Origin of the sequence: Amycolatopsis palatopharyngis, assembly GCF_003385185.1 — a bacterium.
GTDB lineage: Bacteria > Actinomycetota > Actinomycetes > Mycobacteriales > Pseudonocardiaceae > Amycolatopsis > Amycolatopsis palatopharyngis.
Map to the genome: position 1 here is coordinate 1 of NZ_PQHZ01000083.1, position 17,216 is coordinate 17,216.

Annotated in this window: 14 protein-coding genes and 1 pseudogene; 4 read left to right on the forward strand and 11 right to left on the reverse strand. The window is 66.6% G+C overall.

Translation table 11 applies throughout. From position 1 onward, the window contains the following. Nucleotides 1–399 precede the first annotated feature (399 nt). A complete protein-coding gene (gene rraA / locus D0C15_RS32270) occupies nucleotides 400–888 on the forward strand; it encodes a ribonuclease E activity regulator RraA (RefSeq protein WP_116051849.1) in 489 nt (162 codons plus the stop codon). 152 nt (nucleotides 889–1,040) lie between these two features. Further along, the gene (locus D0C15_RS32275) at nucleotides 1,041–2,312 is read left to right on the forward strand and encodes a glycoside hydrolase family 16 protein (RefSeq protein WP_116051850.1); all 1,272 of its coding nucleotides are present in this window, start codon (nucleotides 1,041–1,043) and stop codon (nucleotides 2,310–2,312) included. Nucleotides 2,313–2,318: 6 nt separating this feature from the next. On the opposite strand, the gene D0C15_RS32280 is transcribed toward D0C15_RS32275, so the two are convergent. Then, nucleotides 2,319–3,170 (reverse strand): FAD-binding oxidoreductase, encoded by an 852-nt coding sequence (locus D0C15_RS32280; protein WP_162830344.1) that lies wholly within the window; start codon nucleotides 3,168–3,170, stop codon nucleotides 2,319–2,321. An 897-nt stretch (nucleotides 3,171–4,067) separates the two neighbouring features. Between D0C15_RS32280 and D0C15_RS32285 the strand changes: the two genes are divergently transcribed. Then, nucleotides 4,068–5,276: a PucR-like N-terminal domain-containing protein gene (locus tag D0C15_RS32285; protein WP_425455454.1), complete on the forward strand. Its 1,209-nt coding sequence runs from the start codon at nucleotides 4,068–4,070 to the stop codon at nucleotides 5,274–5,276. 194 nt (nucleotides 5,277–5,470) lie between these two features. Beyond that, nucleotides 5,471–6,799: a PucR family transcriptional regulator gene (locus tag D0C15_RS32290; protein ID WP_245976483.1), complete on the forward strand. Its 1,329-nt coding sequence runs from the start codon at nucleotides 5,471–5,473 to the stop codon at nucleotides 6,797–6,799. 3 nt (nucleotides 6,800–6,802) lie between these two features. Here the strand turns inward: D0C15_RS32290 and D0C15_RS32295 are convergent, their stop codons facing one another. The 10 genes and pseudogenes from D0C15_RS32295 to D0C15_RS32340 all read right to left on the reverse strand — a co-directional run. After that, the gene (locus D0C15_RS32295) at nucleotides 6,803–8,602 is read right to left on the reverse strand and encodes an AMP-binding protein (RefSeq protein ID WP_162830345.1); all 1,800 of its coding nucleotides are present in this window, start codon (nucleotides 8,600–8,602) and stop codon (nucleotides 6,803–6,805) included. Between the two features lie 246 nt (nucleotides 8,603–8,848). Beyond that, nucleotides 8,849–9,961, reverse strand: a complete 1,113-nt coding sequence (locus tag D0C15_RS32300) for an MCE family protein (RefSeq protein ID WP_116051854.1) — start codon at nucleotides 9,959–9,961, stop codon at nucleotides 8,849–8,851. Further along, a complete protein-coding gene (locus D0C15_RS32305) occupies nucleotides 9,961–10,989 on the reverse strand; it encodes an MCE family protein (protein ID WP_116051855.1) in 1,029 nt (342 codons plus the stop codon). The genes D0C15_RS32300 and D0C15_RS32305 overlap by 1 nt, the downstream gene beginning before the upstream one ends. Further along, entirely contained in the window at nucleotides 10,986–12,041 is a 1,056-nt protein-coding gene (locus tag D0C15_RS32310) for an MCE family protein (protein ID WP_116051856.1), read from the reverse strand. Before D0C15_RS32310 ends, D0C15_RS32305 begins: the two co-directional genes overlap by 4 nt. Beyond that, nucleotides 12,041–13,033 (reverse strand): MCE family protein, encoded by a 993-nt coding sequence (locus D0C15_RS32315; protein ID WP_116051857.1) that lies wholly within the window; start codon nucleotides 13,031–13,033, stop codon nucleotides 12,041–12,043. Before D0C15_RS32315 ends, D0C15_RS32310 begins: the two co-directional genes overlap by 1 nt. Further along, nucleotides 13,030–14,049 carry an MCE family protein gene (locus tag D0C15_RS32320; protein WP_116051858.1) on the reverse strand — a complete coding sequence of 340 codons (1,020 nt, stop codon included), beginning with the start codon at nucleotides 14,047–14,049 and terminating at the stop codon, nucleotides 13,030–13,032. Before D0C15_RS32320 ends, D0C15_RS32315 begins: the two co-directional genes overlap by 4 nt. After that, nucleotides 14,046–15,329, reverse strand: coding sequence for an MCE family protein (locus tag D0C15_RS32325; protein WP_116051859.1), 1,284 nt, complete (start codon nucleotides 15,327–15,329; stop codon nucleotides 14,046–14,048). The genes D0C15_RS32320 and D0C15_RS32325 overlap by 4 nt, the downstream gene beginning before the upstream one ends. Beyond that, on the reverse strand, nucleotides 15,326–16,165 hold the full coding sequence (locus tag D0C15_RS32330) for an MlaE family ABC transporter permease (protein ID WP_116051860.1): 840 nt from the start codon (nucleotides 16,163–16,165) through the stop codon (nucleotides 15,326–15,328). Before D0C15_RS32330 ends, D0C15_RS32325 begins: the two co-directional genes overlap by 4 nt. 1 nt (nucleotide 16,166) lies before the next feature. Then, nucleotides 16,167–16,967 (reverse strand): MlaE family ABC transporter permease, encoded by an 801-nt coding sequence (locus D0C15_RS32335; RefSeq protein ID WP_162830346.1) that lies wholly within the window; start codon nucleotides 16,965–16,967, stop codon nucleotides 16,167–16,169. Then, nucleotides 16,964–17,216 (reverse strand): annotated as a pseudogene (locus D0C15_RS32340) (ABC transporter ATP-binding protein); the annotation flags it as partial. The pseudogene D0C15_RS32340 and the gene D0C15_RS32335, both read right to left, overlap by 4 nt.

Below are 17,216 nucleotides of genomic sequence, written 5' to 3' on the forward strand. Positions count from 1 at the left end.
CCCCCGACCCCCGGCAAGCGCCCCCGAACCGGCCACTGCCGAAGGCCGCCCGGACTCAATGCCCGAGAACGCCAGCGACGAGGCCCCCGACACTCCCGGTCGCCCCGACAACCCAGGCGCCGACAAGAAACCAGAAAAAGCCTAGCCGCGAATTTGCAGTTTCCGGGCTCGACTTTGCAGTTCCAGGGCGCGACTTGGCAGTTTCGGCGCCCGAGTTTGCAGTTCCAGGGCGTATGCGATCGCCCGAGCGAACAACGTCCACAATGGACTCGGCACGCAAAGTCCCGGCGTGCGCGGCAGGCACCGCGGAGCACCCTGAACGCCTCCCACGCCGACCGGCCGACGGCGACTCGTAGGCTCCGGGTGCAACGGTCCGAACGACACCGAGGAGCGCAACCGATGTCAGAAAGCCCCGCCACCGCTGACCTCGTCGACGAGTGGGGAGACCAGCTGCAAGTCTGTGACCTGCAGTTCCGCCACTTCGGCGCGCGCAGCAAGTTCACCGGCACGATCCGGACGATCAGCTGTTACCAGGACAACGCGCTGGTCAAAGCGGCACTGAACGAGCCGGGCGAGGGACAGGTGCTGGTCGTCGACGGCAAGGGGTCATTGCACACAGCGCTGGTTGGTGACCTGATCGCTGGGGCCGCCGAGCGGTCCGGCTGGGCCGGAGTGGTGCTGCACGGCGCGGTTCGCGACAGCGTCGCGCTGGCCGGCCTCGACCTCGGCGTCGCGGCGCTCGGTACGACACCACGTAAGAGCGGTAAGCAGGGCATCGGGGTCCGCGATGAGCCCGTCGGCTTCGGCGGCATCCTGTTCCGGCCCGGCGACGAACTCTTCGCCGACGAGGACGGGATCGCAGTTCTGCCCGCGGGAACACGACGCTGACCGACCCTGCGAAAGTCGTCGGGCATCCGGGTGACCTGCGGGCTTACCAGCCCTGATTCACCTCCAACTGTTGCCCCAGTGGTCTATACCTCGCATACTTCTGCTCGCCGTAAGCAAATAGGTTTCGGGTTTTGCTGACGAGAGGCGAGCACATGCGACCACACGCGTTGTCCCGAAGGCTGCGCAGCGGACTGGCTCTCGCAGCGATACTCGCGGCGACGGCCGGCACCGCGGTGCATACTCCCGCCACCGCCGATGATCGGGAGGACCGCGCCGCCACCGCCGCCGTCGTCTTCGAGGACAACTTCGACGGCCCAGCCGGCTCCCCTGTGGACGGCAGCAAGTGGCAGCTCGAAACCGGCGACAACGTCAACAACCTCGAGCGGCAGTACTACACGAACAGCACCCGCAACGCGGCCCTGGACGGCCAGGGAAATCTGGTCATCACCGCCCGCAAGGAGAACCCGGGGAACTTCAACTGCTGGTACGGACGCTGCGAGTACACCTCAGCCCGGTTGAACACCGCAGGGCGGTTCAGCCACGCGTACGGACACTACGAAGCCCGCATCAAGGTCCCGCGAGGGCAAGGAATGTGGCCCGCCTTCTGGATGCTCGGCAACAACTTCGGTGACGTCGGCTGGCCCGAAAGCGGCGAGATCGACATCATGGAGAACGTCGGCTTCGAACCCACGACGGTGCACGGCACCTTGCACGGGCCCGGATACTCCGGCGCGGAGGGCATCGGGGCCGGCTACACCCTGCCCGGCGGGCAACACTTCGCCGACGCTTTCCATACCTTCGCCGTCGACTGGTCACCGAACCGGATCACCTGGTCCGTCGACGGAATCGCCTACCAGACCAGGACTCCCGCCGACCTCGATGGCGACCGCTGGGTCTTCGACCACCCGTTCTTCCTGATCGTCAACCTCGCCGTCGGCGGCCGGTGGCCGGGCGACCCGGACGGCAGCACGGTGTTCCCGAGCCAGTTGGTGGTCGACTACGTTCGCGTCACGACCGGCGACGGAGGCGGCGGACAGGGGCCCACCGGCGCGATCACCGGCCTTGACGGCAAGTGCGTGGACGTCGCAGGGGCCAACAGCGCGAACAGCACCCCCGTGCAGCTCTACGGCTGCAACGGCACGGCCGCCCAGCAGTGGACCCTGCCTGGCGACGACACCATCAGAGCACTGGGCAAATGCCTGGACGTCACCGCCGCGGGAACCGCCGACGGCACCCCGGTGCAGCTCTACGACTGCAACGGCACCGGCGCCCAGCAGTGGACGGTCACCGGCGCCCGAGACATCGTGAACCTCGGCTCAGGGAAGTGTCTCGACGCCGCAGGTCACAGTTCGGCCGATGGCACGCGACTGCAGATATGGAGCTGCACCGGCGCCGCGAACCAGAAGTGGACGGCTCCAGCCTGACTTCCGTTACTCCGACCCCACCGCGACCGGTTCCCCCGGGTCCTCGATCCGCAGGCGATCGCCGATTCCCAGCAGCTGATACAACACCCGGGCCGAACGCGCCAACTCCGGCGAGCCACACAGGAACGTCCGAGCCTCCCGGAACCAGGGCGCGACGGCGTCGAGGTGTGCGGCGTCGAGATACCGGTCGCCGAGCATCCCCGGCCGCTCGCGCGGATCGGCGACGCGCACCCGGAATCCCGGACCCGCCGCGGCGAGCTGGGCCAGCTCGTCGGCATGGACCGGAACGGAGCCGTAGTGCAGCAGGACCACCCGTCCCCGGTGGCATTCGTCGGCCAGTGTCCGCATCATCGACAGCACAGGCGCGAGTCCGATTCCTTCACTGACCAGCAGAATGTCGCCAGTCGGCGCGGCCGGCAGGGTGAACCTGCCAGCCGCCGCGGCGAGCCCGACGACCGTACCCGGCACCGCGTAACGGTAGAGGTACTGCGAAACCGGGAACTCACGGTTGGCCTGGATGAGCAGTTCGATGCGTCCGTCGGCGCGGTGCTGTGAAGACACCGGCGAGAAACAACGGGACCTCGGCACTCCGCCGATGTCGACGGTCAGCCCGACCCGCTGCCCGGCCCGAAAACCACCCCAGTCCCGGCCCGGCCGCAATTCAGCGGACAGAATGGTACTGGACCGCCTCGTCACCGCGGTGACCTCGGCGCGAGCGTCCCGCACGGTGATCAGCGGATGCGCGAGTTCGAAGAACTGGTCGACTCCCGTGGGAGTGGCAAGCCTGCGGAGACTGATCGGCTCGAACCTCGCCCTCCACGGCACGGGAACTTCGCGGCCGGACGGCCTTCCGAACACTGCCCCTCCACTGGCTGGTGAATGACTCTGTCCCCCCAGCGACGCACAGCAAGTTTGTGCACGCCGGAGTGGACTGTCAAATACGAGTGTTGTGACACGCCATACAGGAAAAGTGATACACACTCATGTTTGTCTCATCCGAAGCCGGCCCGCCACCTCGAAGCAAACAGTTGATTAGCACCTGGGTACGAATCGGCGTCAACGAAACCTAGCAGTTCCGTGTTGTTCCGCAAAGGTTCTCTCCGGCTTTCCAGCCACTTCCAGAACGCGCACCGAACCGGAAAGACGCACGGGATGACAAGCGAACTTGCGAAACCTCACTCCGCACGACAAGCCCTGGCTTCCCCAATACCGGCCGACCGTCCGGTCGGGCCAGCCCCGGCGACGACGTCCTAGTGCCCGACCCACGCACACGCCTGGCCCACGGCTGGCCACGCATCCAGCCCCCTGGCCACGCGGGTTGAATGTTGAAGTACTCGCCTCGGCACTTCTCTCCGGCGATTACAACGGCAGCAGACCACCGAACGACGGCGCGTTTTTTGTCATCCGGAGACGATCTCGTCGCGAAGAAAAACTCACGGCTTCACTCGAACTAGTGAAACGCCAGAATGTCATCGTATGCGTTCCGTCAGGGCCTGTTGACAGCCACTATCACCTGAAATTATGTTACCCGGACCACAAAAACTGGTAAGACTTCGGCAGGGAAGTCTCCGATTTTGTTGCGACACAGGGGTAACGATGACCATGAACCTGGGCGGCCAACGCGTGCGCAACGAGGAAACGCGGGAAAGATTCACCTCTAACTCGATAGGTTCAACCGTCAACCAACTAGGTGACAAACGACCTCGTTCTGTCACTCCTCGTCCTCGATCCGGAGAAGACGAGGCGGTCGGCGGAATTGGCCGGGCGGACCGATTGTGGTCCTCCCTGCCGAGGGATTTGGCGATTCGATTTCGTCCGCACGCGGATCGGATGGCCAGGGACATCCTGCGTGAGATCCAACGTGTGGTTCCCGAATACGCGCAGCCGCTCGACGGGCCGTTCGGCGAGATCATCACCCGTGGAATCGGGCAGTCGATCGTGCACTGCATCGACAACATCGGTAATCCGGCGGCGCCGAAGGAGAACTGGATGCAGGTCTTCCGGCATCTGGGCAAGGTCGAGTTCAGCGAAGGGCGGAGCCTGGACTGCCTGCAGACGGCCTACCGGGTCGGCGGCAGGGTCGCCTGGCGGCACGTCGCGGAGTTCGGCCAGCGGCACGGCGTCTCGACCGGCACCCTCTGCGTAGGCGCCGAGGCGATCTTCGCCTACGTCGACGAGATCTCCGCGCTGTCCATCCAGGGCTACACCGCGGCGCAGGCCAAGGCCGCGGGCACCACCGCACGCCGAAGACGGCGCCTGCTCGAACTGATCCTGGCCGATCCGCCCGCCTCTCCACAGGCGGTGGCCAACCTGGCGGGCACCGCACGCTGGACGCTGCCGGAGTGGGTCACCATGATCGCGCTCGAGCAGCGTGGCGACCAGCCCGATCCGGCGGGACCGGTACTGGGTGGTGACGTACTGGTCGACCTCGAAAGTGCCCAGCCGTGCCTGCTGACCCCGCACGAGGTGAACGATCCCGGCGAGCTCGAGGCCCAGCTGCAGGGCTGGCGGGCGACCGTGGGCCCACGGGTCCGGCTCAGCGACGCCCTGGTGTCCCTGCGGTGGGCACGAAGGGCCCTGGATCTCGTGCGGCGCGGCATCATCGAGGACGCGAACGTGGTCAGGTGCACCGATCACCTGGCCACCATGTGGCTGCTCACCGACGAGTTCCTGGTTCGGGAACTGAGCACCCGATGCCTCGCCCCGTTCGACTTGCTCACGGTGAAACAGCGCGCCCGGCTGAGTGAGACGCTGCTGGCCTGGCTGCAGTCGCGGGGCAGCGCACCAGAGCTCGCCAACAAGCTCAGTGTGCACCCCCAGACGATCCGCTATCGCATGCACCAGCTCGAGGAGCTGTTCGGGGACCGGCTGCACGATCCCGAAGCACGTCTCGAGATGGAGATCGCACTGCGCGCGGAACGCCTCACCGGAGCGGATACGCGCGAGCAGAACGCACACTCATGACCACACGTGTTTCTCGAAAGCCGGATAGCACCTCCGAAACAATTTTTTGATCACACATTCGGCCCACACAATCTATTCGGCGAGAAACCGGGAACAAGTAATGATTCCGCATGGATTCGGCGATGACGGCGCTGTACCTTGACCCGGGGAAAAGATACGGGAAAGCCGCTGGAGCCGATTGTGGGGAACTCCGAGTGACCGATTCGCCGAACGATGGCCTCGTCGCACGACCGGCCCGAGTCGACGCGACCTACGAGTCACTGCTGGCGCCATCAACAATTCCACCCGCGGGATCCGGCGAGGCGGGCGGCAGAACCGTGCAACTGTGGTCCCTGCTTCCCCGTGACCTCGCCCGGATCCTCCGGCCGGGGGTGGTTGACCTGGCCGAGGAGGTGCTCGAGGAGATCCAGCGCGTGGTGCCCGACTACGCGCGTCCGCTGGAAGGCGAGTTCGGCAACACGATCACATCTGGCGTGCAGCAGGCGATCCTGGAATTCGTCGACCGCCTTGGCGACCCATCCGCCGCCCGTTCCGACCGGAGCCAGGTCTTCCATCGACTCGGCCAGCACGAGATGCACCAGGGCCGCAGCCTGGACGTGCTGCAGACCGCCTACCGGGTAGGCGCACGTGTGGCGTGGCGGCGTATGGCGGAGGTCGCGGCAGCCGCCGGCGTACCAGTCTCGACCCTCTGCCTGCTCGCCGAGGCGATGTTCGCCTACATCGACGAACTGTCGGCATTGTCCGTCGAAGGTCAGGCAGCCGCACAGGAGCGGGCGGCGGGCACCCTGGAAAGGCGTAGGCGCATGTTGCTCGACGTGGTACTCGACCAGTCGGCGCCGTCCGCGCAAGCACTGGCCGCGCAGGCGGCGGCCGCTCGGTGGCCCGTCCCCGAACAGGTCGTCGCGATCGCTCTCGCACCCCGTTCGGACGACGAGTGGCCCACACCCCTACTGGGAGACGAGGTGCTGATGGACCTGGAGGGCAATGCCCCCTGCCTGGTGCTGCCATCCCCTGAACCCGGCAGTCGTGGACGGATCGAGCGGGACCTGCGTGGCTTGCGCGCTGCCGTCGGGCCGCGAGTTCCCCTGTCCGAGACGGCCCGCTCCCTGCACTGGGCCCGGCACGCACTGGAACTGGCGCGCAGCGGCGCGCTGCCGGACGCCTCGCTCACCTGGTGCGAGGATCACCTTGCCGACCTGTGGTTGCTACAGGATCCTCTGCTGGCCCGCGAACTGATGACCCGGACGCTGGCACCGATGCGGCCACTCACCGAAAAGCAGCGCGAACGGTTGTCCGACACCTTACTGGCGTGGCTGGAGAGCCGCGGCAACGTGCGAATGGTCGCGCGAAAGCTCGCCGTCCACCCGCAGACCGTGCGATCCAGGGTCCAGGAACTCGACAGCCTGTTCGGGTCCGATTTGGACGATCCTCAGCAGCGCTTCGAACTGCTACTGGCCCTGCGAGCCCAACGAGCGATGCGCGGCGCCGAAGGGAGCGGATCGCCGCTCGGCGTCGCTCGTTGAGGGCTACTCGCGCTGGCCGGGTCCCAGCCCACCCGCGAGGTAGCGTTCCCTGCACCGTGCCCGCGCGGCCGTGCCGCCGGGAGTTCGCGGTACCAGCCCCGGTGCCAGCAGCACGATGTCCCGCAGGGCGAGTCCGTGTTCCACCGCCACCGCCCTGCGCATCGCGGCCGCCACCTCGGCTTCGTCGAGTTCCTCCGCGATCACCCAGTTCGCGCGTTCGGCGACGAGTACGGCCCGGGGGCCGTCATCGAACCGGGCCGTGAAAGCACAGACCTGGTGTGCGGCGACAGCCGGGTGCGCCGACTCGGCGGTGGCCTCCACATCCTGCGGAAAGTGGCTGCGGCCGTCGACGGTGAGTACCTCGCTGACCCGTCCCGTAACGTACAACTGCCCGCCAGACAGCACTCCGAGCTCGCCAGTACGCAACCACCAGCACGGATCTCCTGCTTCCGCCGCGCCCGCGAGCAGCACGCAGAACGTCTCCTCGGACGCCTCGGAGCGTCGCCAGTAACCGCGCGCCACGTTCGGCCCACTGACCCAGATCTCGCCGACCGAACCATCGGGCACCGGCGTTCGCGTGGCCGGATCCACAACGCAGACCTGTTGCCTGCGCGGCACTCCGACCGCGACCAGCGCGACCGCGTCCACGTCTCCAGGTACGGCGGGCACGGCACGGCCCAACGCGAGCTGTGCGCGGTAGAACGCGGTTTCGGTGAGTCCGTCGGCGGCCGCGACCAGCCCGGTCGCCTCGGCGATGCCGTAACAGGGCCGCAGAGCCGTCTGCGACAAACCGTATTCGGCGAAAGTCGTGGTGAACCGGGTGGCGATCTCGGGCCGGACCGGCTCGCCCACGTCGGCCAGTGCGTCGACACCGTGCAGCCGCAGTTCCGCGCGGTCTCGAACACTGGTCCGCGAGACGCAGAACCCGTAGGCGGCATTGGGTGCCGCACCGATGGCTCCCGGATACTCCCCCAGTGCGCGCAGCCAGTTCAACGGATTCTCCTGAAACGCCGCGGGATGCAGCAGCACCGCCCGGATTCCCGCGACAAGCGGGGTGAGCAGGCCCAACAGTAGGCCGAGGTGCTCGAACAGCGGTAACCAGCTCACGGACGTGTTGCGGCCGCGGCGAACGCCGAAGGCTCCGGCCGCCTGTCGTGCGGCCGCCACCAGGTTCGCCTGGGTGAACATCACCGCACTGGCTCGGCCCACGGCATCCGCGTCGTACTGCAGACAGGCAAGATCGTCGGGGCCCGGCTCAGGACCGGGCGGCACTCCGCCACGAAGCGGCGGGAGGGTGTCCACCGCTGCCAGTTGCACCGGCGACGGCGCAATTCCGTCCACAAAGGATCGCGTCGAGAACAACAGGTTCGCGGTCGTCAGGATCACGCTTGGTGCGGAATCCGCGATCGCGTTCTCCAGTTGCCGGTCTCGTTCCCCGTCCACGGGCGGAAACAGTGGCACCACGATAAGACCGGCGCGGATGACACCGAGGAGGGCAACGACATAGTCGGCTCCCTGGTCCATCAGGAGCGCGGCACGCTGTCCTGGAACGCAGGTCCGGCGCAGGAACGCCGCCAGGTCACCGGTTCGGCGATCCAGCTCGCGCCAGTTGAGTGTGCCGGTACGAGCATGTGGTCTGCCCCGGTGGTCCAGTACGGTCAACGCGGGATCGGTGCCGTGACCACGTGCCCACGTGGTGAGGATCGCCGGAAGGGTGTCCCGGAATCCGTCGTCCGTCCAGGCCGCAGGCAAATCGTCGGTTGTGTCCTTGTCAGCAGCCGTGAGCGGAGAAGTGCTCTGCATCATTCCTCGCGAGAGATTCGGACTACCGGACAGAACGCATCAGTCGGTACTCGAAGAAGCGATTACCTTATGGCGCTTCGCTCAATACCTGGGGCTTGTGTCTCACCGTACCGCTTGCGCCACACGGCCTACAAGTAATTCCGCATGCCGTCATCCCGGCATCGCGATGTGGTGCGATTATTGGTAGTGCCATGACAAAAACGGCCACAATTCCACGCGGAAAGCCTCGATCTGGACCTGCCCGGTTCACCCGCCCGGCCGAGGAACGTTCCGCGAACCCCGCACCCCGGTCGGGTCTCCCTTGGGCAACGTGCACCTGGCGGCTGTGTTCAGCGGCCCTCCCTCGGAGGTGTCCAAGCCGTCGCGGTACGGCGTGGAGCCGTACCCGCTGGTGCACGGGGGAGGATCGTAGAAGGTCAGTGCCAGCCCGAAATGGGCCCCGTCGGCGCGCACGACCGAGGATCCCGCCGCGACCGCCTTCGGTGTCGTCACCAGCAACTGCTCGAGGCCGTCCTGCCGGACTTCGAGCACGGTCGACGTGGACAGCAGGTTCGCCAGCAGCACGCCGAGGTTCGGGCCGCTCTGCCGGACGAGTTCGGTGACTTCCCGCGCGGCCGGCGCGACCGCGGGAATGAGTTCGCGGATGTCGGTGTCGGATTCCTTGAGCTGCGCGGCGAGCAGCGCCGCGTTCCGCGCGAAGGATCGGATCGCGCCGGACTGCTCCACCTGTGTGGTAAGCACGGTTTCGGCGTCGGTCACCAGATTCGTCACCTCGGGCACGTGCTCGGTCGCGGTCTCGATGAAGTCGATGCCGCTGTCGAGCAACACCTCCAGGTTCGGCCCCGACCCTGAGGTCGCGTCGTACAACTCGTCCACCACGGTGCGCAGCGCATCCGTCGGGACCGATTCCACGAAGAGATCCAGGTTGCCCAGTACGGTGTCCACGGGCAGCGGAACGGTGGTGTCCGCCTGCTCGATCACCGACCCCTCAGTGAGGACCGGACCGTCCTCCCGGCGGGGGCGCAGATCCACGTACTGTTCGCCCGCCGCCGACCGGTTGGCGACGACGGCCCGCAGATCCGCCGGGATCCGCGGAGCATCGGGATCGATCTCGAGATCGGCCTCCATCTCGGTCCCGGTCAGCCGCAGCTCACCGACTCTGCCGACCGTCACCCCGCGATAGGTCACCTCGGAGTTGGTGAACATTCCGCCACTCGAGACGAACCTCGCGGTGACCGAGTATCCGGTGTCCCACAACATCTTCCGCAGACCGACATACTCGGCTCCGACGTAGCTGACGCCGAGCAATGCGATCGCGACGAAGGCGGTGACCTGCCAGCGAACTCGCCTGGTGAGCATCAGCCCGCCCCTTCCGCCCCGCCTGTGCGGGTGTCGAAGTCCAGGAACGAGTTGAGGTAGTCACCCTTGATCGCGTCGAGTGCGACATCCGGGAACGGGAACGTGAGCAGTGTCTGCATCGCCGCGGGCAATGCGGCCCCGGACTCGGCGAGCTTACGCAGGATCGGTTCGAGCGCCGCCAGATCCGCCACCAGGTCGTCTTTGGCCCGGTCCACGGTGTCCACCGCGACCTCGCTCAGGTCCGCGAGCGAAGTGAGCATGCCGACCAGTGCCTCCCGCTGCCGCGACAACGCCTGGACGCCGGGAGTGAGATCGGTGAGCACCTCGTCGATCTGCCCAGTGCGTTCAGCAAGGGTTCCAGCCAGCTCGTTCACCCCGTCCAATGCCCTGCTGATCTCAGCCCGATGCCCGTCGAGGCCGGTGACGAACTCGTCGAGGTTGCTCAACAACGATCGCGCCGCGCTCTCGTTACCACCGAGCGCGTCGTTCAGTTCCCGGTTGATGGTTTTGATCTGTGCGATACCGCCACCACCAAGCAACAGTGACAAGGCGCCGAACACCTCCTCGATCTCCGTCCCCCGTTCGGTGCGCTGCGCCGGTATCACCGCACCGTCACGCAGCTTTCCGGTGGGAGTGCTCAGCAGGGGTGGTCCCAGTTCGACGAATTTCTCCCCGAGCACACTGGTCTGACGCAGCCGGGCCACCGCGTTGGCCGGTAGTTCGACAGTGCCGTTGACCGCGAGCGTGAGCAGCGCCGTCCGGCCGTCCTCGGCGAGCTCGATCCGCTCCACCGCACCGACCGCGACATCATTCACCTTCACCCCGGACTGCGGCACGAGGTCGAGCACATTGGTGAACTCGGCGACCACGCGGTAAGGCTGCGCCCCGAGATCCGCTCCACCGGGCAGCGGGACGTCGTACATTCCGTCGAATCCGTCCCCGCCGCACCCACTGACGACCACCAACAGCGCCGTGAGTGCCACCGCGCGAGGCCGGCGCCCGCGTCGCCACAACGGGCTCTCCTTCATCGTGCACCCCCCGCCTGCCGCAACGTGCCGGTGACCGGCAGCGGCAACGCGGGCGAGCCCGATCCGCCGCCCGGCAACTTCGAGAACTCAAGCAGGTTGGCTCTCGCGTCAATCGTTCCCGACCCTGGGTTGTACGCCTCCACCAGATTGGTCAGCGCGTTCGGAGCGGTGTCCAGCGCCTCGGCCAGCGAGGCCTTCTGCTCCACCAGCACTCCGGCCACGCCCGCCACCTTATCCACATTGGACTTGATTTTGCCGCGGTTGTCCCTGACGAATCCCTGCACGGCACCCACGGCATCGGTGAGTTCGGCAAGCGCCGCGGCGAGGTCGTCCCGATCCTCCGCGAGGACCTCACTGATGGTCGCCAGTTGCCGCGTGAACCGCTCGACCCGCCCGTCGTTCGCGGCGAGCATGGCGGTGAACTCGCTCAGGTTCTCCACCGTCCCGAACAGATCGTCCTTCGATCCACTCAGGGTTCGCGCCAGCTCACCCAGCTGCCGAACCGACTCGCCGAGCGGCTTTCCGTTACCGGCCAGTGTGTCCGCACCCTGCTCCAGCGCTTCACTGACCGCACCCTCGGAGTTCGCTCCCTTTGGCCCGAGTGCGACGGTGAGATCGTTGAGGCTCTCGAACAGCTCATCCACCTCCACCGGTGTGGCCGTCCGGGACAATGGGATGTGTGCGCCATCGGCGAGTTGCGGGCCCCCGGAGTAGACGGGAGCGAGCTGGACGTATCGGTCGGCGACCACGCTTGGGGTGACCACCATCGCCCGCGCTTCGGCTGGTATCCGGACCTCCCGGTCGACCGTCAGCCGGACCTCCACCCGGTCGCCCCTCGGCTCCACGGATTCCACGGTGCCCACCACGACACCCAGCATCCGGACGTCCGAGGCGGGGTAGATGCCGACCGTGCTGGTGAACGAAGCGCTCACCTGCTTGCCGCCGTCCACGGTCACGACCACGCCGATCGCGGCGGCGAGTAGGACCACGACACCACAAGCGGCCACGAACCGGAGCCTGCCGCGCTCCGGTCGCCTGGTTCGCCTGCCCATCAGCGACCCCCGTTTCTCGGCGGAACGCAACTACCAGGCCGTTGCGCGGGCACGAGTCCACAGATGTAGCCCTCCACCCACCGGCCGTTACCGACGGCGTTGCCCACGAGCCGGTAGAACGGTCCGGCCAGTCGCAGGCTCTCGCTCAGCTTGTCCTGGTTGCGTCGCAGCACAGTGGCCACGCGGTCGAGCTGGTCGAGTGCGGGCCCGAGTGTCGCCTGGTTGTCGGCCACCAGTCCCCGCAGTTGCTCGGCAAGGTCCCGGGTACCGGTGAACAGCTTGCCGATCGCGTCCCTGCGCGAGTTCAACTCGGTCAGCAGCACGTCACCGTTCTTGATCAGCGACTCGAACTGTCCCGTTCGCTGGGCGATGGTCGTGGTGATCTCGTTGGCCTCCGCGAACAATGTGCGCAGATCCTCGTCCCGGGACGCGAGGGTGCGCGACAACGCGGACATGCCGTCCAGTGCGGCGTGCACCTCCTCCGGCGCGGTCGCACCCAGCGTCCGTGACAGCGTCCGGAAGGCTTCCGCGAGCTGATCCGTGTCGATCGCACCCGCCGCGGTGGCCAGGTCGCCGAACGCCTCGTTGACGTCGTACGGCGAGGTGGTGCGCTCTCGCGGAATCGGCACATCCGGATCGAGATCGCCCCTACCCAGAGGGTCGAGTACCAGGTTCTTCTGCCCGAGCAAAGTCTTGATCGTGATGGCGGCCGTCGTCCGGTCGCCGAGCCAGATTCCGGAAACGGTGAACGTGATCGTGGCGTGGTCGTCCTCGAGTTCGAGGCCTTCGACCTCGCCGACCTTGACTCCCGCGACCCGCACCTCATCCCCGGAACGCAGGCCCGCCGCCTCGGTGAACTCCGCCGAGTACGTGGTGCCACCACCGATGATCGGCAGGTCTTCGGCCTGGTAGACGACCAGTCCGAGGACCAGCATCAGCAGCCCGCCGATGCTGCCGACGGTGACCGGATCGCGCTCGTGGAAGGACTTCATCGCCCGCACCTCGCTTGTGTCGCTGGCACTCCGACGGGTGGCCCGCCGGGGGCCGGTGCCGCGTCCGAGGAGGCCTCGCAGAGATAGAAGTTGAACCACGAGCCGTAGGAGACCAGGGTCCCGATGCGGTCGTACTTGACCGGCAGGTTCGCCAGGAACTTCTCGAAAACAGCGGTGTTGTCCGCGAGGTTGCCGGAAAGGTCACCGAGTGCGGTGATGCTCCGCTTCAGTGGAGCCCTGCCCTCCTCCAGCAGTTCCGCGGTACTCTCGGCGAGATCACCGAGGCCACCGATCGCCGCGCCGATGGGCTTCGCGTCTTCCGCCAGCCCGCTGACGAGCTGCTCGGTGGTGCTGATCAGTGTCGAGAGTTGGTCTCCCTTGGCATTGACCGAGTCCAGCACGGTGTTCAGATTCGTGATCACCTCGCCGATCACCTCATCCTTGTCGGCGAGGGCGGAGGTCAGCGAAGCTGTGTGCCGCAGGAAACTGTCCAGGGTGGCACCTTCCCCCTGCAGGACCTGGATGATCTCGTAGGAGAGCTGGTTCACCTCGTCCGGCGACATTGCCTCGAACAACGGCTTGAAGCCGTTGAACATCGCGGTCAGGTCGAGCGCGGGACTGGTCCGCTCCAGCGGAATGTGTGCTCCTGGCGCCAGCTTCCGCCCACCCGAGGCTGGTCCCTGGTCCACCGCGAGGTAACGCTGCCCCACAAGGTTGCGGTAGCGGATGGTCACGGTGGCCGAGGCGTTCAGATCACGGTTCGCCTCGAGTGAGAATCGCACGTCCGCGAATCGGCGGTCGACCACATCGACCCGGTCCACCTGCCCGACGCGGACCCCCGCCATGCGTACGTCGTCACCGGGATTGACCGAGGTGACATCGGTGAATCTGGCTGTGTAGTAAACGGCATCCCCGATGCCGACGTTGGCGATCGTGACCCCCAGGACGATCGCGGCCATCGTCGTGACGACGAAGAAGATCGCACCCTTGATCAGCGGACCCCAGAAACCTGTCATCGCAATGTCACCTCCGTTCCGCGCAACAACGGCCCCATCAACATGCCGCTCCAGTCCGCGACCTCGGCCGGCGCTACACCGAGTACCGGTGCCATCAGTTCGGCGATGACCTGCCGTTCGTACGGGGAGTTCTCGATAGCCACCGGCTGCAGCGCGAGTGGGAGCCCGGCGGCCCCATGGGGAGCGTGCGCTCCCCCGGCGGGCCGCACCCCCTGTCCTGGCCCGCTTCCGGGTGGATGACACCGCGGTCCCCCGCGCGCGTTGTAGACCGGCTCGTCCCGGCCGGGAACGTACTTGCCGCGTGGCTGCTGAACACTCAGTTTGACGTGCAGGCCGGGTTCAGCGGTGCCCGCGCCGAATGCCTTCTCCAGCACCGGAGTGACTCGGTTCACCGATTCGAACAGACAGGGAAACGACGGGGAGTACTTCGCCAGTAGTTCCAGCGTGGGCCTGCTCGACTCGGTCAGTCCGATGAGGCTGCTTCTGTTCTCCCGGACAAAGGAGTTCAGTTCCCTGGCCGCAGTGCCCACCTCCGCGTACAGCGCGTCCAGGTTGTCCCGTTCGTCGGCGATGGTCCGGCCGGTCACGGTGAGATCCGCGAGCGCCTGCAGAATCTCCGGTGCCGCGCCGGAGTAGAGCTCGGCCACATCGCCGGTACCGCCGATGGCCTTCTTGAACCGCGGCATCAAGGGATTCGTCTCCGCCAGCAGACGGTCGAGCCCCACGATGCTCTCGCCGAGCGCCGCACCACGCGTGTCCAGCGCCTGAGCGACGGCGCCGAGCGAAGCGGACAACTTCTGCGGCTGCACGGCTTCCAACAACGGAAGCAGGTTCCCGAGCACCCGTTCCAGCTCGATCGCGTTCTCCGACCGGTCCTGTGGGATGACATCCCCCGCCGCGAGACTGCGCCTGTCCGGCCGGTCCGGAAGCACCAGGCTCACGTAGCGTTCCCCGAACACGGTCTTCGGCAGCAGTCGTGCCGACACGTTGCGCGGCAGTTCGTCGATGCTCTCGGGGTCCAGTGCCAACTCGATCTCGGCCCCAGCCTCGGTGGTCCGCACGTCGCGTACCTCACCGAAGGGCACGCCACGCACTTTCACCTCGGCGTTCTCGGCCAGCTGCAGGCCGATCCGGTCAGCGCGCAGGGTAACGATGTCCACAGTGGTGAACCGTTTCTCGTACACCGCGACCGTGAACCACAGCATCAGTGCCAGCACGAGAAAGAAGACGACTCCGGCGAACTGGGTGCCCAGGCGCCTGCGCGTATCGCTCGCTGTCATCCCGCCACCTGCACAGTCGTGTTCGCGCCCCAGATCGCCAGACTCAGGAACAGGTCCAGCACGCTGATCAACACGATCGAGGTGCGTACGGCACGTCCCACCGCGACGCCGACACCGGCGGGTCCTCCCGAGGCGCGGTATCCGTAGAAGCAGTGCGTCAGGATCACGGCGACGCTGAACACGAGTACCTTTCCGAACGACCAGAGCACGTCCTCCGGCGGGAGGAAGAGGGTGAAGTAGTGGTCGTAGTTGCCCCCCGACTGACCGAAGAGCCACACGGTGACCTGCCGAGAGGCCACATAGGACACCAACAGCCCGATCACGTAGAGCGGAATCACCGCGACGAATCCGGCGATGATCCTGGTGGTGACGAGGAACGGCATGCTCCGGACGGCCATCACTTCGAGCGCGTCGATCTCCTCCGAGATTCGCATCGCCCCCAGTTGGGCGGTGAAGCCAGATCCCACGGTCGCGGACAACGCGAGCCCTGCAGCTAGCGGGGCGATCTCCCTGGTGTTGAAGAAAGCGGTCAGAAACCCGGTCAGCGCGGAGATCCCGATCTGGTTCAACGCACTGAAACCCTGCAAGCCGACGGTGACCCCGGTGAAGACGCAGAGACCGACCATCACGCCGATCGTCCCGCCGATCACAGCGAGCGCCCCGGTACCGAAGGTGACCTCGGCGAGCAGCCGGACAACCTCGCGGAAGTAGTGCCGCAGAGCCAGCGGTATCGAGCCCAGCGCCCTGACGTAGAACAGGAGTTGATCGCCCAGGTTGAACAGGGTGTCACCAGGGCGGCGCAGTGTCCTCCTCGCCCGGTCGGCGACGGTCGTCACGTCAGGTTCCCTTCGCCGGCACCAGCTGCAGGTACAGCGCGGTGATCACGGTGTTGACGAAGAACAACAGCAGGAAGGTGATGACCACGGACTGGTTCACCACATCGCCGACGCCTTTGGGGCCACCCCTGGGATTGAGCCCGCGGTAGGCCGCGACGACCCCGGCCAGGAAGCCGAAGATGAACGCCTTGATCATGCTGACCCAGAGGTCGGGTAGCTGCGCCAGCGCGTTGAAACTGGCGAGATACGCGCCGGGCGTACCGTCCTGCACGATGACGTTGAAGAAGTAGCCCCCTGCCACCCCGACAACGCTGACCAACCCGTTCAGCAACACGGCCGCGAGCATCGCCGCCAGTACCCTCGGCACGATCAGCCGCTGGATCGGCGAGACACCGAGCACCCGCATCGCGTCGATCTCCTCCCGGATCGAGCGTGAGCCCAGATCCGCGCAGATCGCTGACCCACCTGCTCCGGCGACGATGAGCGCGGTGACAATCGGGCTCGCCTGCTGCACCACCGCCAGCACACTCGCCGCGCCGTTGAACGATTCGGCACCGAGTTGACTGGTCAGGGTGCCGAGTTGCAGGGAGATCACCGCGCCGAAGGGAATGGCGACCAGGATCGCGGGCGCGATGGACACGCTGGCGATGAACCAGAACTGCTGGACGAACTCGCGCGCCTGGAACGGTCGGCGGAACATGGCGACGACGACGTCCAGGCCGAGGGAGAAGAGCCTGCCGAACTCTCGCATCACCGACCGGATCGCCTCCGCACCGGGCAACCGGGACACGGGTGCGGTCATCGGAGCATCCGGCTCGGGCTCGGGCTCGCGCCGATCCTCCGGTGGCTCGCCAACGGTTTCAGCCCGTAGTGCGCTCGCTCCTCCGGTTCGAGGCTGGCGATGATGCTGTGCTGGGCCAGTGCGGGAAGGGTGTGCAGGATCTTCATGACGCGGTCCTTGCGGCGGTGCGCGCCCATCCGTTCCGGCATGCCAGGGCTCGGTTCGATCTGCGGAACCACGCCGCGCACATCCTCGTTCGGCGAGCCGTCC